Origin of the sequence: Gilliamella sp. wkB7 (genome assembly GCF_001693435.1) — a bacterium.
Classification (GTDB): Bacteria; Pseudomonadota; Gammaproteobacteria; order Enterobacterales; family Orbaceae; genus Gilliamella; species Gilliamella apicola_N.
In genome coordinates this window covers 2,031,863-2,051,829 of the sequence record NZ_CM004509.1, presented here as the reverse complement: position 1 = coordinate 2,051,829, position 19,967 = coordinate 2,031,863, and the positions used below count along the sequence as shown (strand labels likewise).

17 protein-coding genes are annotated in these 19,967 nt (G+C 33.4%); 12 read left to right on the top strand and 5 right to left on the bottom strand.

Going from position 1 to position 19,967, the window contains the following annotated elements; all coding sequences use genetic code 11:
* Position 1: 1 nt before the first annotated feature.
* From A9G17_RS09070 to A9G17_RS09060, 3 genes are all read right to left on the bottom strand, one after another.
* Positions 2–1,450, bottom strand: coding sequence for an APC family permease (locus A9G17_RS09070; RefSeq protein WP_081301727.1), 1,449 nt, complete (start codon positions 1,448–1,450; stop codon positions 2–4).
* A gap of 195 nt (positions 1,451–1,645) precedes the next feature.
* A complete protein-coding gene (adhP, locus tag A9G17_RS09065) occupies positions 1,646–2,680 on the bottom strand; it encodes an alcohol dehydrogenase AdhP (RefSeq protein WP_065738426.1) in 1,035 nt (344 codons plus the stop codon).
* Between the two features lie 496 nt (positions 2,681–3,176).
* Entirely contained in the window at positions 3,177–4,496 is a 1,320-nt protein-coding gene (locus A9G17_RS09060) for an MFS transporter (RefSeq protein ID WP_065738425.1), read from the bottom strand.
* Positions 4,497–4,741: 245 nt separating this feature from the next.
* On the opposite strand from A9G17_RS09060, the gene A9G17_RS09055 reads away from it, so the two are divergent.
* Positions 4,742–5,776 carry a tagatose 1,6-diphosphate aldolase gene (locus A9G17_RS09055; protein WP_176714279.1) on the top strand — a complete coding sequence of 345 codons (1,035 nt, stop codon included), beginning with the start codon at positions 4,742–4,744 and terminating at the stop codon, positions 5,774–5,776.
* Between the two features lie 145 nt (positions 5,777–5,921).
* On the opposite strand, the gene grxB is transcribed toward A9G17_RS09055, so the two are convergent.
* The gene (gene grxB, locus A9G17_RS09050) at positions 5,922–6,572 is read right to left on the bottom strand and encodes a glutaredoxin 2 (protein WP_065738423.1); all 651 of its coding nucleotides are present in this window, start codon (positions 6,570–6,572) and stop codon (positions 5,922–5,924) included.
* A gap of 2 nt (positions 6,573–6,574) precedes the next feature.
* Positions 6,575–7,195, bottom strand: coding sequence for a Pr6Pr family membrane protein (locus A9G17_RS09045; RefSeq protein ID WP_141677578.1), 621 nt, complete (start codon positions 7,193–7,195; stop codon positions 6,575–6,577).
* Between the two features lie 840 nt (positions 7,196–8,035).
* Between A9G17_RS09045 and A9G17_RS09040 the strand changes: the two genes are divergently transcribed.
* From A9G17_RS09040 to xerD, 11 genes are all read left to right on the top strand, one after another.
* Complete coding sequence (locus A9G17_RS09040) at positions 8,036–10,810, top strand: type VI secretion system Vgr family protein (RefSeq protein ID WP_065738421.1); 2,775 nt, start codon at positions 8,036–8,038, stop codon at positions 10,808–10,810.
* Positions 10,811–10,835: 25 nt separating this feature from the next.
* Entirely contained in the window at positions 10,836–13,211 is a 2,376-nt protein-coding gene (locus A9G17_RS09035; protein WP_141677577.1) for a hypothetical protein, read from the top strand.
* Between the two features lie 32 nt (positions 13,212–13,243).
* The gene (locus tag A9G17_RS09030; protein WP_065738419.1) at positions 13,244–14,203 is read left to right on the top strand and encodes a hypothetical protein; all 960 of its coding nucleotides are present in this window, start codon (positions 13,244–13,246) and stop codon (positions 14,201–14,203) included.
* Positions 14,200–14,838: a hypothetical protein gene (locus A9G17_RS09025; protein WP_065738418.1), complete on the top strand. Its 639-nt coding sequence runs from the start codon at positions 14,200–14,202 to the stop codon at positions 14,836–14,838. Before A9G17_RS09030 ends, A9G17_RS09025 begins: the two co-directional genes overlap by 4 nt.
* Before the next feature lie 63 nt (positions 14,839–14,901).
* Positions 14,902–15,501, top strand: coding sequence for a hypothetical protein (locus A9G17_RS09020; RefSeq protein WP_065738417.1), 600 nt, complete (start codon positions 14,902–14,904; stop codon positions 15,499–15,501).
* A 382-nt stretch (positions 15,502–15,883) separates the two neighbouring features.
* Positions 15,884–16,249, top strand: a complete 366-nt coding sequence (locus A9G17_RS09015) for a hypothetical protein (RefSeq protein WP_065738416.1) — start codon at positions 15,884–15,886, stop codon at positions 16,247–16,249.
* Between the two features lie 152 nt (positions 16,250–16,401).
* Entirely contained in the window at positions 16,402–16,986 is a 585-nt protein-coding gene (locus A9G17_RS09010; RefSeq protein WP_065738415.1) for a hypothetical protein, read from the top strand.
* A gap of 334 nt (positions 16,987–17,320) precedes the next feature.
* Positions 17,321–18,094 carry a hypothetical protein gene (locus A9G17_RS09005; protein WP_065738414.1) on the top strand — a complete coding sequence of 258 codons (774 nt, stop codon included), beginning with the start codon at positions 17,321–17,323 and terminating at the stop codon, positions 18,092–18,094.
* Positions 18,091–18,501, top strand: coding sequence for a hypothetical protein (locus A9G17_RS09000; protein WP_065738413.1), 411 nt, complete (start codon positions 18,091–18,093; stop codon positions 18,499–18,501). Before A9G17_RS09005 ends, A9G17_RS09000 begins: the two co-directional genes overlap by 4 nt.
* A gap of 88 nt (positions 18,502–18,589) precedes the next feature.
* Positions 18,590–18,754: a hypothetical protein gene (locus tag A9G17_RS13085; RefSeq protein ID WP_176714263.1), complete on the top strand. Its 165-nt coding sequence runs from the start codon at positions 18,590–18,592 to the stop codon at positions 18,752–18,754.
* Positions 18,755–19,048: 294 nt separating this feature from the next.
* Positions 19,049–19,948 carry a site-specific tyrosine recombinase XerD gene (gene xerD / locus A9G17_RS08995; RefSeq protein WP_065739133.1) on the top strand — a complete coding sequence of 300 codons (900 nt, stop codon included), beginning with the start codon at positions 19,049–19,051 and terminating at the stop codon, positions 19,946–19,948.
* Positions 19,949–19,967 lie beyond the last annotated feature (19 nt).

Genomic DNA, 19,967 nt, shown 5'->3' with positions numbered 1-19,967 from the left:
ATTATTTACTTACCATGCCACCATAAAGAGCTAACAGAGCAACGATGATCATTGCAGAAACTGCGATGGTATATTGCATTTTCACTTTATATTTCTTCATTTCACCAAGTGAAAGCTCTTTATTCTTATTCTTTCTGTGGTAATAATAATATAAAGGTAAACCGATTAAAGTTAGAATTATTGACGCAATACCATTAAAAGTTTGATAAACAAGCATACCATAAATAACATACATAGCCCCTAGAATTGCGATAATTGGAATGATTGGATAACCAATAACTTTATAAGATCTTGGGACATCGGCATATTTTTTACGAGCGATGATTACCCCAATAAATGTTAATAAATAAAATACCCAAATTGAAAACATTGAGATTTCAGATAAACGATCAGCATCCAGTAAAATTGAATATAAAAAAGAAAATATCACTAATACACATATAGCATTAACTGGTGAGCGGCTATCATCATCGATTGTACTTAAATAACGCGCTCCAATGATGGTTCCTCGTTCTGCCATACTGAAAATTGTACGAGATAACGTCATAATATAACCATTAATCCCACCTAAAATTGAGATCATAATGCCAACAGCAACTAAATTACCACCCAAATTGCCAAACATACGTTGTGAGGCAACGGCCGAAGCATCATGACCAAGTGATACCATCTCTTGGACAGGAAAAATTTTGAACAATGCAATATTGATACAGGCATAAACAATAACTAAAAATATGATACCCAAAATAATTGCTTTAGGTAGTACTTTTGCCGGATTATGAATTTCACCAGCAACAGAGGCAACTTGAGCCCAACCATCATAAGCAAATAAAGTAGCCAAAATAGCTACAGCAAATGGAGCATAAGTTTCAATCCCTTGACCACTAGCACTAAATAATGCTACTTGACCATTACCTTTCCATAGTCCAAATATGGCTAACAATAAAATAGGAATAAGCTTACAAGCAGTAGCTATGGTTTGCAAATAACCTGCTTGCTTAACACCAATAGCGTTAATAACAGCAATAAATCCTAAAACGCCAGCACTTACTGCCATTTTATAAGAATCATCAATACCAAATAACAGACAAAATACCGAACTAAAATATCCTACCAATGCTCCAACTAATGATGGAGCAAAAAGCACGGTAATCATCCAACCATAAAGATGAGAAACTTTTGAGCCGTAAATTTTTTCCAGATAAACCAACATACCGCCCGTACGTGGAAACATAACACCTAATTCACAAAGCGTTAATCCACCACAAATAGAAAAAATACCACCAATGATCCACGCTAATAGTGCATAGTTATAATCACCGGCAACTTCTAATACAGCAGGTGGTTTCATAAATGCACCAGCCCCTAAAACCATACCAACAACCAGCGACAATGCAGAAACTAAACCAAGATCTTTCCGTAAATTATTTTCTAAATTGTGATCTTCCATATAGGTCCTCTTAAAACGTATTAAATTAGCGAGTAAAATTAATTTATGATAGGGATTTATTAATAAAATACAAGAAAGATTAATATTATTGATAGTAAATGTAGCGAAAGTAAAACGGATAAATTAATATTTGATCAAGAAAAAAGCCAGCATCAAGCCAGCTTTTATTTGCTTTTAACTTAAATGGAAAAACAATTATTTCTGTTTTTTCATTTTCATATCAACAACCATACGACCGCGAATTTTACCTTGTCTCATTTCGTTAATCATATCGTTGATATCTTCTAATGGACGTTTTTCAACAATTGGTACAACTTTACCTTCAGCACTAAATTGGAATGCTTCAGCTAAATCTTCACGCGTACCAACCAAAGAACCTAAAACTTGAATACCATCTAATACTGTTTTAGGAATACTTAAATCCATCGTTTCAGAAGGGAGACCTAAAGCGACAACTCTACCCAAAGGACGAACTGACTCAATCGCTTGATTAAAAGCTGTTTTAGTTACCGATGTTACCACCGCACCATGCACACCACCACCTGTATGTTCTTTAATATAAGCGCCTACGTCTGCCACTTTTTTAGGATTAACAACCAAGTCGGCACCCAGTTCTTTACATAGTTCTAATTGGCTGTCGCTATTACTAATTGCCACGACCTTATTGTTAAACACTTTTTTGCCATATTCAACAGCCAAAGTGCCTAAACCACCAATACCAAATACCGCAAGCCATTGTCCAGGTTTTGTGTCTGCGACTTTAATACCTTTGTAAGTTGTTACTCCTGCACAAGTTACACTGGTTGCTTGAGCGGGATCTAATCCTTCTGGCACTTTAACAGCGTAATCTGCTTTGACAATACACTGTTCTGCCATACCACCATCGACACTATATCCAGAATTTAAAGCATTACGGCAAAAGGTTTCCTGACCTGAAATACAATACTCACACGAACCACAACCTGCATGGAACCAAGCAATACTAACACGATCACCAATTTTTAAGCTTTTTACATCTGGAGCTATTTTAGTAACGATCCCTACTCCCTCATGTCCAATAACACGACCGGGTTTTTTACCAAAATCACCCGCCGCGACATGAAGATCTGTATGACAAAGACCACAATATTCAACTTCAACTAAAGCTTCGCCTGCTTCTAATTGACGGAGAGGAATATCTTTAATATCAACTTGACCATCGCACTCTTGTCTAACAACTGCTGCCTTCATTTTTTTCTCCTAGATAATTTCAAAATAAAATATAACTTGGTTTATTTTATCCTAACTATTATGAAAAAAAATGAGTTATTTCACAAAATTATTAAAAACATTGATTATTTAATAATCTCGATTGAAATGTACGTATAACCTCAAACTTTTTGACAAAAAATTGTGAATTCCTAAAAAATGTCTTTAATTAACTTTATTGATAGTTTGCTCTGCTTTTTATTTTATCCAGTTTAACAATAAACCATATCAATAAACTTAATTGGGATTTGACTAAATAAATTGTTGACTATAAGTAAGTTAGAGATTGATAATCGATAGTAATTAACTCCATTTTACATTCATATTATAAATATTTTTTGAGCAATTAACGATAGTATAAGGCTTTTTGTAAAATTCAGTCATGAAATAAATAGAGGATAAAGGACAGGAAAGTGTTTTTATATTTTAAAGGAACGAGACTGAATACTCGTTCCTTATTTAACATTAGAAATTATGGTTAACCAATATCTTTTGCAATGTATTTTTGACTATTATTATTTATTAATAAAAATAGTCCAATTAATGCACCAAGTGCGAATAACCCAACAACATACATAGCCGGTGCCATTTTGCTCACAAAGTCACTCAAAAACGATATGAGTAAGGGCGTTAATCCACCTGCAATGGCATACGCCATATTAAATGAAAACGACACCCCACTATAACGAATTTGGGTAGGAAAGACTTTCACCATAAAATAGGCAAAAGACCCAACAATACCCACGCAGAATCCTGCTAGTGAATAAGTGATAAATAAAAGTTGATGATTATCTAAGGATAAATAAAAAATAGCGATAGAAAGCGCTGCAATAATACAACCAATCAATATGACCTTACCCATCGCACACTTATCCATCATTATGCCATAAAAAGTACAACTTATAATCAGACCTATTATTGCTAATATATTGCCTTGTAAAGCATCAATTGGTGAATAACCAAATGATTTTTGCAATAAAATAGGAGTCATTAACATAATGACCATAATACCGGCTGATAAAACCCATGTCAGTAACATAGATAATATTGTCTGTGGTAAATATTGAGTTATCACGGTAACGACAGGAATTTTATTAGCCAGTTCTTGTTGTTTACGTTTCTGAATTTCAAGAAAAATTGGAGTTTCTTTTAGCCAACGGCGCAAATACATTGCGATCAAACCAAAAATACCGCCAATAATAAAAGGAATACGCCATCCCCAATCGATTAATTGTTCCGGTGAAATGCTTTTATTCATAACAGTTGAAACCAAAGAACCGATTAAAATACCTAAACTTAAGCCGCTAGTTAAAATTCCACATGCTAAACCAATTTTATCTTTTGGTACGTGCTCAGCGACAAACGTCCAAGCACCAGGTACTTCGCCCCCTACTGCCAATCCCTGGCATAATCGCATAAGTAATAATAATAAAGGTGCAAAAATTCCAATATGGGTATAAGTAGGTAAACAACCGATAAATAACGTCGGTAAGGCCATAAGCAGAATGCTAAGTGTAAACATTCGTTTGCGACCAAACAGATCACCAAAGTGAGCCATAATAATTCCGCCAAAAGGACGAATTAAATAACCTGCTGCAAAAATACCGAATGTTTGTACCTGACTTAACCATGCAGGCATATCATCTGGAAAAAACAGATGACTGATAGTAATTGAAAAAAATACAAATATTATAAAATCATAAAATTCTAAAGCTCCGCCTAAAGCAGACAATGCTAATGTTTTATAGTCTTGTTTATTTAAAGTACGCGTTTGCGTAATTGGTGCTGTGTATGACATGGTCTTCCTTGTAAATTATTTTTTACACATAGTGTATTTTGATGAACCAATATACCTGAACACCATTTTTTTTTAAAGATGATATCCACTAAAACGACAACCTACATTTTATTATCGGCATGAAATAAAAACTTTTTTAAATATAAGTAGATTGATCAAATAAACAGCACTAAATGATTAATATATATTTACAAATTAAAACTACAATCAAAAGATCTTTTTAAATGGAGAGTTATAAAATGGCTATAAAACGTATTACTCGAGGTAAATTCACACGCATGCAACAATTATCTAACCAAGATGGTGTTATTGCGGCATTAGCGATTGACCAACGTGGTTCAATGGTAAAAATGATGGAGTCGGCAGTCGGTAAAGATCGCTATCATGTAGATATGGTGTATGAATTTAAAGAGCTTGTCTCACAAGAATTAACAAAATATGTTAGTGCAATCTTGTTAGATGAAGAGTATGGCTTTAAAGGTATGACTAAAAAAAATAAAGATGCTGGATTAATTATATCTTATGAAAAAACAGGATATGATGCCAATACTCCAGGTCGACTACCCGATGTATTGCCAGAGGACTCTCTACAACGGTTATTAAAAAAAGGAACCGATGCTGCAAAAGTCTTGGTTTATTATAATCCAGATGATCCTCAAGATATTCTAGAAAAAAAACATGCATTTTTAGAACGTATCGGTACAGAAGCGAGAGCAGCAGATATCCCGTTATTTGTTGAGCCGATTGTCTATGATAATGTAGTAACTGATGATAAAAGCCCTGAATTTGCCAAAATAAAGCCTCAAAAAGTCATTAACACCATTAAAGAGTTCACTAAAAATCAATATTATATTGATGTACTAAAAGTTGAAGTTCCAGTACTTTTCAAAAATGTTGAAGGATTTAATGATAATAATGTTGTTGTTTACACCCAAAAACAAGCAGCTGATTATTTTAAACAGGCCAGTGATGTAGCAACTCGTCCATTTATCTATTTGAGTGCTGGGGTACCGACTAAAACTTTCCATCAAGAATTAATTTTTGCGGGTGAAAATGGCGCTAAATACAGTGGTATTTTAGGTGGGCGTGCAACTTGGTTTGAAGGTGTTGCAGCGTATGCAAAAGAAGGTAAAGAAGGCTTAAAACGCTGGTTAGACCAAACTGGACGTGAAAATGTTGAGCACCTCAATAAAATTTTAAAACAGTATGCGACACCTTGGTACGATATTTATGGTGGCAAACAAAACATAGAAGTGATCGATATTAAATTAGGAGATTAATTAATTTCAGATCTAATCCCAATAGTTATAAATTATAGGTAAGCAAAGGTAGAGTACAGGGTTTTATCCTATTTACCTGTACTCTCTTTTAAAGCTCTAAAGATTTTCTGCTAATAAAAGATAAATTAAAACTTCCAGAATGATTTTAAATTGCTTTATCAAAAAATAAGTTCACTTTGGTTAGTTTAGCCATTGACTCGATATAATCCTTAACTTTAGGCGGAAAATGTAATCCTTTTACACAAGTCAAATTACGTAATACAGGAAACAAACAGATATCATCTAAAGATAATTGCCCATTACACGCTTGTGGCGAGATAATCAATGGTTCAAGCTCGTTTAATAACTTGGATATTTCAAATACCAATGAATCAGTTTGTGCTAAACATTCATCAAATGAGCCGATTTTTTTAGTTTTACTCGTGACAAAGTAATTAATCGCACTTTGAGTTGCAAATTCTGCTAAGCCAAGTTTGATATAACGTGGACACTCTAATTTATAATCATATTGCTGTAGTTGTTTAATTAATTTTTCAATATTTGGCGATTTTGGGCCGATTAAGATAGGCTTTCCTCCATAATGATTATCGACATAATCAACAATATCCAGACTTTCAGGCATATAACTACCATCCTCTTTTTGTAAAATTGGTGCCATCTTTTGACCAATCATACTTTCAGGAGACTTAAAATCATCACTCAAAAAGACATGTAGCTCAACAGGGATATCTTTTAAACCAAAAATCATTCTAGCCCTTACACAAAAAGGACAGTGTTCATAAATATATAATTTCATTTCTACCTCCTTAAGCAATCAATCGCCCATAATAAATAGGCAAACCCTATAAATGCCAGCATGACAATGCTCGCATTAAACAATGCATGTGGATAACCGATTTTTGTCACATTGATAAAAGGATACGGATAATAATGAGTAAAAAAACCTAGTACAAAAATATAAACGGCATAAATTAACATGGTAGTTAATGATCCTATAATGACGCGAAAGCTAATGCGTCGAAATGGTCCCCAAATCAGCCAACTCAATATGCCTAGTAGAGGAATAACAACATGTAAACTTTCATTAGCAAATCGCATAAATATATTTGGTGGAACATGAATGCCACGTAAAAGCGAGTTATACACAATAGCTGTTATAATTACACCTACCAACCCATTTAATCGAATAATGCGAAAAATAAAACGATTACAATTCGGACTAAAAGCTAACCATAAACAACTTATTGCCAACATAAGGTTAGATAATACAGTAAAAAAACTATAATAAAACACCATACGCCCTATTGATGTTGCTGGCTGCCAACTTCGAAGCTGCATATGCCAATAAGTATAAGTTTCAAGACCAACAACCAACATCACATATAATGCGATAAAAAGATTAATATTTCGTTTTAACATAACAAACATAAAAAAATAAAACCGTATTGCAGTATATATCAGTAAATCTAAAAAAAAGAAAATATAAAAATAGATTAATTTGTTATTTTTATTAAAAATAATGTCAAAACGTTTTATCCTATTGGGGTATTTTAATAAAAGTCGTTTTTTAGATATAAAAGCTCAACCTAAATTCTACTCACTGTTCACTATTGTAAATTGCGTTTAGAATTTAAATTTAGAATGTTTTTATTATGAAATGGTATAGACTCCTGAATATTTTTTACAAAATAAATTATAGCCTACTGATATAATTAATTTTTTAAATAAAACTCAACCCAATTATTTATTCAAACTAAAATCCTATTTTTTGTCCTAACAATAATTAAAAAAATTTTTCATCATTGTACAGTCCGTTATTTTTGTCAAAAAGTTTCAGGTCATGGCTATGTTTGAGTAAAAATGATTATTGTATATAAATCTTAATAAAATTCAGTGAAAAATTATCCAATAAAAAATCTGCAAAAAACCAAATTCTTTTAGTCCTTGTTTGATCATGTTTAGGTGACAAACTTTTAACGATATTTCATTTTATTTATTAATAATATCAGTAAGTTATACATATAATTAAAATTTAAAGAAATGTAAAAAAAGATTGCAAAACATTCAAAACAGTGTAATTTATACCATTTTTAGATTGTTTTTTAACTTAAATTCATTAAAAAAGCGTTTTATTTGTAATAAATTTTCAAATAATCAAATTGTTATTAAAAACATAATACTAAAAATTATTAATAATAATAAATAATTCAATAAAACAAAGTTGTATTTGCAGTGCACGTGAAATATATCGAGGATAACATGGATAAAGGATTAACCAATTTGATGGAACAATTGGGCAATGGTTTAAGTCGGGGTTTAAAGCAAGGTTTGGTTAATGGAGTCGGTCATAATCGCTATACGTTAAATATTGATGGTTTGTCTGCTGAGGTTTCAATCTTACAAGTCGAGGGTAATGAGCAGCTTAACCAGCCTTGGCACTATACGATTACTTTCACCTGCTCGGATAAACAACTTTCTGTTGAGTCATTTCTTAACAAAAATGCCCATTTGAGTTTTAATCCTGCTAATTCTGGCAGTTTAAGCGACTTTGCAACTCAAGGACTTAATGCACTTAATTCCTTAACTTCGGCTAATCCATTAGATGCATTAAAACACTCTGAGCCATTAAAACAGTTAGATAAGCTCAAGCAATCCAATCCAATCGACTCACTTAACTCTTTAACCCAATTTAATCCGCTTAATCCGTTAAATTCACTATTATCTCAAGGCAGCTCACGCACTCTTTATGGTGTGATAACCCAGTTCAGTCAATTATCAGTCAGTAACGATGAAGCCCGTTATCAGGTTGTTTTATCCTCGCAATTAGCCAAACTGGCATTAAGTCATAACTGTGCCATTTTTCAAAATCAAAGCGTTATCAGTGTGGTTGAAGAGGTCTTACGTGGTCATGGTTATACAGGGATTGATTATCGTTTAGCACTTAAAGAGCAATATCCGGAGCGTGAATTTATCACCCAGTGGCAGGAGAGTGACCTTGAGTTTATTCAAAGACTGCTTGCTGATGTGGGGGTCTATTTCCGATTTGAAACGCATGGTGAACACAACTGTGATGTGTTGGTCATCAGTGATTATGAGCAAGGTTATCAGCAGGTGGCTGATATTGTGTACAAACAACCGAGCGGCACACTGGATAACAGCGTTGAAAGTGTCTGGGATATAACCTTACACAGTCAGATGGTGGAATCTTCGGTACAAGTACAGGATTATAACTACCGCGATGCAGAGGCGAATTTACTGGGTGAGGTTAACAGCCAACAGAAAGATAACACCACTTACGGTACTGATTACCGTTATGATGAGCACTATAAAGGGTTAAATAGCAATGGTAATGGTAGTAATACCAATAACAATGATATAAATAATCATAACAGTAATAATGATGAAAACAGTGGTGATATCGATACCGACGGCAGTCAAGGCAGTAACGGCAATAGTAATGACAACGAAAATAATAGCGTTAACACTAACAGTAGTAATAGCAATAACAACAGCAGTGATATTAACCGTAATCAAGCTAACACGAGTAATGGTGTTGAAAGTGGTGTATGGTATGCTCGCATTCGCCATGAACACGCCATTAGCCGTCAAATTGTTATCCGGGGTAAAAGTAATCAGGCCAATTTAGCTCCGGGTCAACATATCCGCATCAAAGGCAGTACGATTGCCGGAATAGATGAGGGGGTAATGATATTAACGGTGCAAGGACAGGGAAACCGCAGTGATGCTTATGAACTGAGTTTTACCGCCATACCTTACCAGCCATTAAAACCTTACCGCCCGGAGCCGATTCCTTTTCCGACTATTGACGGCACCTTACCGGCAAGGGTAACCAGTCCGAATAATGACACCTATGGTTATATTGATACACAAGGGCGCTATCGAGTTAAATTTAACTTTGATTTAAAAGAGTGGCGAAACGGTGAAGAAAGTTTATGGTTAAGACTGGCTAAACCGTATGCAGGCAGTACCTATGGTTTTCACTTTCCTCTGATTGACGGCACAGAAGTTGCAGTTGCATTTACTAACGGTAATCCGGACCGACCTTATATTGCTCATGCGATGCATGACAGTGGCCACCCTGACCATGTGACTACCATAAACAAACATCGAAATGTAATTCGTACTCCTGCTAACAACAAACTGCGGATGGATGATAAGCGCGGACAAGAGCACATTAAGTTAGCGACCGAATACGGTAAAACCCAGCTTAACATCGGGCATTTAGTTGACCAAAACAAAGAGCAGCGTGGTGAGGGATTTGAACTGCGCACCGATGAGTGGGGGGCAATTGCTGCCAATAAAGGTTTATACCTGACCAGTCAGACCGAGCCTAAGGCACAGGGTAAACAGCTTGATATGCAAGGTGCCATTACCCAGCTTGAAAATGCATTATCAATTGCTAAAGCACTGCAAAATGCAGCAACTGCCTCTGAAGCTCATGGTGCGGATACCGACAGTCAAGAGCAACTTAAAGCGACATTAACCCAATTAGCCCAAAGTGGCATTATTGCTTATGCGCAAGAGGGCATCGCTTTAACCAGTCCGGAAAACATCCAACTGTCCACATCAAACAGCGTATCGGTGACCAGTGAAAACCAAACTGACATCAATGCGTTAAAAAACATTACTGTCTCATCCGGTGAATCCATCGGTCTGTTTGCTCATAAATCAGGAATGAAAGTCTTTGCCAATCAAGGTGATGTTGAGGTACAGGCACAAAATGCCAACCTGAATATGGCCGCCAAACAAGATATTAAAATAGACAGTGTGGATGGAAAATTAACAGTCACCGCAAGTGAAGAGCTGAAGTTAATGTGTGGTGGTTCATACATCAACCTCAGTAGTGCCGGGATTGAACTGGGTACGGTGGATAATGTTTATATAAAAAGTAGTGCACTACAAAAAATGGGGCCTAGTACATTAGATAATGAGAAACGGAGTTTCACAAAAAATATGCTTGAAGTAGCTATAGTACGTTTAATAAACAGCCATTATGTTAATTTTTCAGGATAATCTATAAAGGAATAATAAAATGTCCATGAAAAAAACAACGAAATTCATTTTTCCGGTTGGTGAAAAAGAATTAAGCCAAGATACTTATTATAGAGCGTTATCCGAAGCTGATCATGGTTTTTATCCATTTGGAGAAAATGGTTTATGGCATGGTGGAATACATCTCGATAAAAAAGTATTAAACAAGCTTGGTAATGATGAGCAATTATATTGCATGGCTAATGGTGAAGTCGTTGCCTATCGTATCAATGATATCTACTACAACATAACCTATTCAGAAGATAATGTACCTCTTCCACTACGCTCTATTTTAGAAAATGTTGCTTATTTTTCCACTGGTTTCACCTTAGTCAGACATCTTTTACAAATGCCGAAAATCATTGGCGTAAAAGAGGAGCAACCGGCAATAACCTTATACAGTTTGTATATGCATCAGCTTGATTGGTATGGTTATCAGGAAAAAATGAAAGATGAAAAAACAAACGTACAATATCCTCACTATTGGCAACTTGGTTCAGGAAAAGTTGACGAGAATAAGGCGGATACTGTTTTCGGCAGCGTAATTAGAGCAAATGGCAAAGGAACCGAAGTGGTTGGCCTGTTGTTAAAAGGGAGTAAAATTCGTTTAGCTAAACAACACCCAAAGCAACCAGGTTGGTATAAAATTGATTTGATATCAAAAGGAACATTGGTAACCACAACTGAATTTAAAAAACAGTTAGATAATATTACCGGTTATGTTTGGCATAAGGACCTATCTCCGCTACCAACCGGAAACACAGCAGATGCCAATCAAGATTATGAAGTTGTAAAAGAAGACAATAACACTGTTGGTAAGTCAAATGTGAAAGTAAAGGGCATAGCGGTATATGAAGCTGCAGATGACAAACAAAAATTGACTTATTTACCACTAACGGCAACATTTGAATTAGATGGGCAAGAAAACGGATACGCTAAAATTCGTAAGATTAAAGATTGTCATGTTCCAAACTTATTAAAAGAAAATGACAGTGAAGACGCAGCGCATAAAGGTTATGTCAAAGTAACCTCACTGACTTCATTCACGTTTAAACCTGAAAAATTCAATGACATTGTGGTATTAAAATCGCCGATTGCAATTTCAAGTGGCGATTTTATCGGTTATATCGGACATAATCAATATCAAACAAACTATTTTAATGAGCCTACACAACCTCCTATATGTACAATAAAACGACCATCAGATACAAAATTACCGCCTTTGTTACATGTTGAATTATTTACCTGCGAGGATTTATCAGCATTTATTACCAAAACCCGAGCTTTAGCCGATAATTTACCCGAAAGTGAAAAAAACCTAATTCTGGTTGAAAAAAAGGCAAGATTGATAAAAGAATTAAAAGCGGATGGTAACTTAAATTCAGGATTAGGGATAAAGTTTATTAGTAATAAAGATAATTATTACATTAAAATTAATCTGGAATATACCTTAAATTCAAGGGAGTACTATACTGAAAATAATCTAATAACACAACGATATAGGTTTATAAATGATATTGAAGAACTTGGGGACAGGTCATCGAATAAGAAAAAAGAAATTATTTTAACAAATGACCAAAAATTTTGGTTAAAAAATAGATATAATGAAATTCATCCGCAGTTAGCCATTTCAGATATTCCAGATAAGGTTGAACTGGTTGAAATTGATCACACTAGCTCATCTGTCAAAATACGTTTTTGTGTGGATACTAAATATTATTGGGTAGCGTCAAAAGATGTCTCTCACTTATTTGGACAAATTGGAATATTCAATAACGCCATTCCTTATTGGAATAATTTTCCATTATCACTTGATAATCTACCTCCTGCAACCAAAGATAACACGGTACATTTTCCAAGGACCGTATCATTAGATTCATTAAGTAATGAGAATTTAATCACTATAGAAGATGAAAGCACGGGTTCAATTTGGGTAAAAGTCACCGCAGGAAATGAAGATCGTAGGTCAATAACAGGTTGGGTAAACATCAAAAAAGATGCTCAAGAGCACGTTAAACGAATCAGTCCCTGGCATTGGCAAGGATTTGAGACAGTAATCGAAAAAGCTTCTGTAGGAGAATTTTATACTAAAATAAACGATAACCGAGCAGGAACATTAGATATTAAAGAATACACTGATTCAATGAAAGTTATGCATAAAATCTTAATTGAATCACTTTTATATTCTGTTCAGCGAAAAAAAGGACTGCCACCTTTTACTGTTGAATTTCTGAAAGATGGCCTACGCAATAGTTGGATAGCCGAAATGATAGGTCACTTAATAATAAAATATGAAAGTGAATGGTATGCAGACAAAGCGCTAACCAAATGGAATGAAATAGATAATTTACTTGAGGAAGAAAAACAAAAACAAAAAATTTAATTGAAAAACAGTTAGATGAAAATAACATAACGATGCCTTATAAGCGCGATCATGCCTTAAGCATGGTGGATAACGTGCATGAAAAAACTAAATCAATTTGGCAGTTAGAAAAAGAGCAACGTATTAAACCATCCCTTTGGTGGCGAGAAGTAGCACTATCTCAAGCAACCCAATCATCAAACAACCAAACACCACAAACACCCGCACTAAGCAATCTTTCTGCTGATGGCAAAGCATGGTTTATTCATCCAGTATCAGTGATGGGTAGATTTATAAGCCCAGGTATAGTGACATATCATATTTACCACGATGGAAAAATTGAAAGACATATTCCCGAGAATATTAATACAGAATATAAAAATAAATATAAATATGTCTATCACGACAAAAACAGTAATTTTCATCAATTAGGTATTTATGAGTTTATTATAATAAAAAATAAGTATTTATCGAGGTCTGATAAAAGATATGGCAATACTGAATATATTCATCTTATTGATTTAAGAGAAGTAACTCAAAAATACGAAAAATATGGATTAAAATATCGTTTTAATGTTGACTCAAACCAAGAACGTTATTTTATGAATCGAGATACCTTGGCAAGTTTTTTTGGCGCAATGCTTGAAGTGAATTTTACTGATATCAGTTGTAACGGTTTTAGTACTGGAAAAGGCGAATCAGGTGTTAGTAAAAGTCATAAGAATGGTTATCATGGTGACTTCAAATATTTAAGAAAAGACAAGAAACTATATAAAGGAGAAGGATCAAGTCTTAATATCAGATTGAATCCTGGAGAACTGGATGTTGATAGACAAAATCAGTGGATTGATGCTTTGTATAAATTTGGCTGGACAAATATGTTGGGTTGGAGTTATACCTTAAAAGGAGAAAAATACTTTTTAAACCATATTCCAAAAGAAACTACAAATCACGATCATCATTTACATGTTGAATATTATGATATGAAGAAAGTTAAGGAAATCAAAGAATGAAACCATTAATTTATCCCATTATTTTTTTCTTAGCTATGTTAGGAAATGTTAATATTGCAATTGCAGATACTTTTAAAAATGAACTTAAGCATTATAAAAAAATAGCTCTACCTTACACTTCCAATGACATAACTAAATATTATTGGGAAGATGAAGCAGGAGGATTACATATATCACCAAACTCCAAAATGCCATTCAGATTTTCGGCTAAAGAGTTCTCTTATAAACCAAGCTTAGTTAGAATCCCATTAAAATATTCTTTTTATTTTCCTGCTGTTTATTTTAATTATAAAAATATTACTTATAAAGGTATTATCTTTATGACACATATCGATAATGATGAACCAATATTTTATTTTCAATTAAATAGTTATGATAAAAAAGGTAATTTTATTGATGCAATTATGTTAGATGAAAGATATTCAGCTGAGGGAGAGGTATTAAGATGGAGTGATTTTAAAATACTTACTGATGGACAAATAATAGTCAATCAAATGGAGCAAATGCTTATTGATGATGATATGGAGTTTAAGAATGGAGATATTCATTTTCTCACAAAGAATATATATCAAATGAGTTCAACTGGTATTTTTAAAAAGGTCAAAGAAACTATTATCTATGACCGATATAATTAAAACGTAAGAATATAATAATTAACTATTAATAAAGAGTTAATCAAGATTTTAGGGAAATATGCAATGAAAATATCTTATTCTTCAGGCTTGTTATTATTAATATATACATCATTTTGTTATAGTGACACCTATATTATTGATGAAAAATATACAGGTGCACCATTTGTGAAAGATGGTGATATGTCCGGATGTGGTTTTAATTATGATTATTGGCAAGATTTAACAAATGAAGAACGAAAATTGGAGGCAGAGCGTTGCTCTTTAAACACCACTAAATTTAATTTTAATAAACTCTATGATTTAATCGATAAAAAAACGGTCATCTACCGTGATGGCGATTTTGAGCTTATTATGGACAGAAAGCATCAAGAATCTGATAAAAAAGATAAAATAATTTATGATTATGATAATCCAATTCATGACATAGTTTATGAAATAGATTTATCTTTAGTTTACAAAAAGGAAATTAAAAGTAGGATAAGTTTAGCAAGCTATTCTTATAATTCTGATCGTGCTTTTTACCTAAATAGTCAATACTACTATTTTGATGCTAGCGGAGATATCTACATAATTTCATTTAAAGAATACAGTGAAAATATTAAAGATATAAATCATATTCATTATAAAATAGATAAAGATAATTTAAAGTTTATTAAGTTATGATGATTAAAAATCAAATCAAAAACTCAAAATTTATTGTTATTAGGATATATGATTTTATAGGATGAAAAAGATCAAAGCATAAAAGACTTAATTTATCCAATTATTTGCTTGGTTGTGTTAGAGAATATTAACAATACAATTGCAGATACTTTTAAAAATGAACTCAAGTATTATAAAAAAGTAAACTTGCCCTATTGCTCTAAATTTTTATAAAAATTCTATTACTAGGCGGAATATAGATTATTTTCGTCTTCTGATTTTCTATATAACCATCTATTAGAGAAGACTTTCATAATACTTGGTTATCAAATTATATTAGCAATAATCAATTCAACACATTGAAAAATAAAAAATTATAAAAATATTGCAGGGAATTTTAAAAGTGAACGTAAAGGGCATAGCGGTATATGAAACTACTGATGATAAACAAAAATTGACTTATTTACCACTAACGGCAACATTTGAATTAGATGGGCAAGAAAACGGATACGCTAAAATTCGTAAGATTAAAGATTGTCATGTTCCAAACTTATTAAAAGAAAATGACAGTGAAGACGCAGCGCATAAAGGTTATGTCAAAGTAACCTCACTGACTTCATTCACGTTTAAACCTGAAAAATTCAATGACATTGTGATATTAAAATCACCGATTGCAATTTCTAGTGGCGATTTTATTGGTTATATCGGGCATAATCAACTCAAAAAAATAGTTTTAAAGAGCCTACACAAGCATCTATATCCACAATAAAACGACCATCAGATAAAAAATTACCGCAACTGTTACATGTTGAATTATTTACCTGTGAGGATTTATCAGCATTTATTACCCAAACCCGTGCTTTAGCCGATAATTTACCCGAAAGTGAAAAAAACTTAATTCTGGTTGAAAAAGGTGCAAGATTGATACAAGCATCAGAAGCGGATGGAAAATTAAATTCAGGATTAGGAATAAAGTTTACCAGTGATAAAGATAGTTATTACGTTAAAATTAACTTGGAATATACTTTAAATTCACTGGAATACTATTCTGAAAATAATCTAAAATCACAAACTATCTTTAATAATAACACGAAAAAAATTGCTGACAGGCTGTCGAATGAGAAGAAAGAAATCATTCTAACTCACTACCAAAAACATTGTTTAGAAAATAGATATAATAAAATTTATCCGCAGTTAACCATGTCCGATATTCCAGATAAGGTTGAACTTGTTGAAGTTGATCACAATAGTTCATCTGTCAAAATACGTTTTTGTGTGAATACTAAACATTATTGGATTGCGTCAAAAGATGTCTCTCACTTATTTAAACAAGTTGGAACACTCAATACCGCGATTCCTTATTGGAATAATTTTCCGCTATCACTTGATAATTTGCCACCTGCAACCAAAGATAACACGGTACATTTTCCAAGGACCGTATCATTAGATTCATTAAGTAATGAGAATTTAATCACTATAGAAGACGAAAGCACGGATTCAATTTAGGTAAAAGTCACCGCAGGAAATGAAGAGCGTTGGTCAATAACAGGTTGGGTAAACATCAAAAAAGATGCTCAAGAGCACGTTAAACGAATCAGTCCCTGGCATTGGCAAGGATTTGAGACAGTAATCGAAAAAGCTTCTGTAGGAGAATTTTATACTAAAATAAACGATAACCGAGCAGGAACATTAGATATTAAAGAATACACTGATTCAATGAAAGCTTTGCATAAAATCTTAATTGAATCACTGTTATATTCTGTTCAGCGAAAAAAAAGGACTGCTACCTTTTACTGTTGAATTTCTGAAAGATGGCCTACGCAATAGTTGGATAGCCGAAATGATAGGTCACTTAATAATAAAATATGAAAGTGAATGGTATGCAGACAAAGCGCTAACCAAATGGAATGAAATAGATAATTTACTTGAGGAAGAAAAACAAAAACAAAAAAATTTAATTGAAAAACAGTTAGATGAAAATAACATAACGATGCCTTATAAGCGCGATCATGCCTTAAGCATGGTGGATGACGTGCATGAAAAAACTAAATCAATTTGGCAGTTAGAAAAAGAGCAACGTATTAAACCATCTCTTTGGTGGCGAGAAGTAGCACAATCTCAAGCAACCCAATCATCAAACAACCAAACACCACAAACACCCGCACTAAGCAATCTTTCTGCTGATGGCAAAGCATGGTTTATTCATCCAGTATCAGTGATGGGTAGATTTATAAGCCCAGGTATAGTGACATATCATATTTACCACGATGGAAAAATTGAAAAACATATACCACAGGAAATATCGAAAGACTACAAGCAAAAATATAAGTATGTTTATCATGATGAAAAGGATAATGAACATGAAATATGTATTTGTGATTGGCATACTATTAAAAAGAAGCAAAGTGATGAGTCGGCGAATAATCTAAAAAAAGCTCCGAAAATGATACTTTTTGGACACATAGTCCGATTTTATCAAATAACAAAGTATCTGATGGAAATACAAAACACCGAGTCTTTTACGAAAATGGCGATGTTGCCGAGTTTGGTTCTCATGATTCTAAAGGAACGATATGGCGATTATTTAGGGCAACCGCCAATGATACTGAATTGATTAAAATACCCGATTCGCTAAATAAGCAATTTGACAATTTCAAGATTAAATATAGCTTTAGTGACTCCCAACGTCGTTATGCTAATCTAGGGTTATTTGCCGCAATGTTAGGCAGTATCGCTGTTTATAATAAAAGCGTTACTACTACAGGGAGTGCGTTTAAGTGGGGCTCTTGTTTTCCAAGTATAGCTCATATTAATGGTATGAGTATTGATTTTACCTACAAGTCATCTAAAGGGTACAAAACAGTCATAATAAATGGTAAAGAAATTTGGAAGCGTAAATATCATCCACATACTTCTCAACAATATAAGGATGACGAAGCTTTTTTAAATGCGATGCGGTTATTTTTTGAAATAATTCTAGTTGGTAGTGATGATCACTTTGTTGAATTTAGAAAATTATAAAAAGTAAAAGATGGTAAAAGTTTGCATAATTCTCACTTTCATGCGGAATTTTCACTTTCCAAAATTGAAGAAATTAAGGAATAAAATTATGAAATATTCATATTATCTAGCATTATTATGTTTATTAATTAGCCCCCACTGTTACAGTCAGCACTATCAAATAGAAGACAAATATCGTGGCGAGCCATTGTTTAGAAAAATCGATATGAATAAATTAGAAAAAGATTGTACCTATTCTCCAAATTATTGGTAATTGGTTAATTCAAAGCAACAAGAAGTAGATAATCTTTATCCTTTAAAGAGTCTTAAAAATAGACACTAACGTGTTTACAACATTTGGCATAATCCGCTTGATGAAATGATTTTGTCAAAAAGTTTAAGGTTAACTATACGTTTAAGTAAAAAAATGGGGTAAATAGAATAATTGAATATCGAAAAAGTATTATACCAGCCTATAATCTGAACCTATCTGCAACTTATCCTCAGTTGGTATATAATAATTATCATAAATTAATAGTAGAGATGACTTTTGATATCTGATAAAAATATACCAGCACAAAATAAACTGTTAATACAACAATTTTTAGATGCACTATGGCTAGAACGCAATTTAGCTGAAAATACTATTGCATCTTATAAACTTGATTTAATAGCATTAAGTCAATCACTGCAACAACAAGATGTAACGTTATTGACCGCACAAACGGATAATTTACAGAATTTTTTAATGCAGAGAGTTCAAGATGGGTATAAAGCCAGCAGCTCTGCACGTTTACTCAGTGCAACTAAACGATTTTTTCAGTATCTTTATCAAGAAAACTATCGTACTGATGATCCTTCTGCAGTTTTATCATCACCCAAATTACCCAAAAAATTGCCCAAAGATTTAACTGAATCACAAGTTGATGCTTTGCTTGAATCACCAAGTACTGAAGACCCTATTGAGCTTCGAGACAAAGCCATGCTAGAAGTCCTTTACGCCACAGGTTTACGTGTTTCTGAATTGGTTAATTTAGAAATAAGTGATGTCAGTTTACGTCAAGGTGTCGTTCGAATCATCGGTAAAGGTAATAAAGAACGTTTAGTACCACTTGGTGAAGAAGCGATTTATTGGTTAGAATATTATTTTAAATATGCTCGAAATGATCTTTTGAAAAATGGTGCAATTGATGTACTTTTTCCAAGCAGATTAGGAAAAAAAATGACCAGACAGACTTTCTGGCATAGAATCAAATATTATGCCATACTAACCGGCATTAATATTGAGGCACTTTCCCCCCATGTACTTCGACATGCTTTTGCAACCCATTTGCTTAATCATGGCGCGGATTTGCGCGTGGTACAAATGCTACTCGGTCATAGTAGCTTATCAACCACTCAAATTTACACACATGTAGCAACGGAAAGGTTAAAGCAGTTACATAGCAAACATCATCCTCGAGCGTAGTTCTCAACAAAATAAGGAT